The sequence below is a fragment of the Aquabacterium sp. genome (assembly GCF_050725395.1).
In the GTDB taxonomy this organism is placed as follows: Bacteria; Pseudomonadota; Gammaproteobacteria; order Burkholderiales; family Burkholderiaceae_C; genus Aquabacterium.
In genome coordinates this window covers 1-1,105 of record NZ_JBOHHL010000107.1, presented here as the reverse complement: position 1 = coordinate 1,105, position 1,105 = coordinate 1, and the positions used below count along the sequence as shown (strand labels likewise).

1 protein-coding gene is annotated in these 1,105 nt (G+C 65.1%); it reads left to right on the top strand.

The genetic code is table 11. The annotated features are described in order from the left end of the window. Positions 1-1,105 (top strand): SpnB-like Rossmann fold domain-containing protein (locus ACREB4_RS21325; RefSeq protein WP_431590244.1); only part of this gene is annotated, 1,105 nt, incomplete at both ends.

Sequence of the window (1,105 nt, the reverse complement as noted above, 5' to 3'; positions counted from 1 at the left end):
CTCTCGGCCCGCACAACTCAGCCGGCAGAAGCTGCGCCCTGGCCGCCCGAAGGCGCCAAAGAGATCGACCCCGATGAGATCCTCTCCCAGCTCGAAGCACTCGGCATCGAACTAGGCGGCGCGTTTGATCTGATCACTGCCGCCTGGCAGAAGGGCGAGCAACGCTTCATCGAGGCGGCGCTCACGCCAGAGCAGAAGGAATCAGCAGCGGCCTTCAATCTTCATCCGGCGCTCTTTGAGTCCGTCTTCCTCGCTTCAGCAGCAGAAGGCGACGAGGTAGCGCTGCCCACTCGTTTTACCGGTCTCTCGCTGCAAGGCGCAGGCCCAACGTCACTGCGCGCCTCGATGCGCGTCAAGGACGGCAAGCTCACCGAGCTGATCGCCCGCGACGAATTCGGGGAAGAAGTCTGCGCGGCCGAATCAGCTGAGCTTGGACCTCTCGACCGCGAAGCGATCAAGGCAGCCGCAAAGATCCCTGCCGCAGAGGCGCTCTTTACCGTGCAGTGGCAGCTGGCCGAGGCAAAGCCTGCAGCTGAACCCGCAGAGCTCGCAGTGATCGGCGGCGAGCAGCCTGACTTCTCCGACATCGCCGCGCTTACCCACGCCGTCGATGCGGGCGCGCCGGTGCCGGACTTTGCGCTGCTTGATCTCTCGGCGCCATCTGAACTTGCCACGCCTCCTGAACCTTCCGCGCTCCCTGAATCTGCCGCTGCTGCCGCAGGAGCGGCGCTCGCAGCGATCCAGTCCTGGCTTGCCGCAGAACCCCTCTACCAATCAACTCTGGTCCTGCTGACCAGCCGGGCGATCAATGCCGAGCCGGGCGAACACCTAAACCTTGAAAACTCTGCGATCTGGGGACTTGCCCGCTCGGCCCAGTCTGAGTACCCCGGACGCCTGATCCTGCTCGACGCAGATTCAGCGCCAGCATCGAGTCAGCTGATCGAGGCGGCGCTCGCCTCGGGCGAGAGCCAGATCGCCCTGCGCGATGGCAAGATCCTCGTGCCTCGCCTGGTTGCGCTGGCGGGCGAAGAGGACGTCGCCGGAGAGGCAGATGAACCCGCCCCCGCCTTCACCCCCGGCAAGTCAGTCCTGATCACCGGAGCCA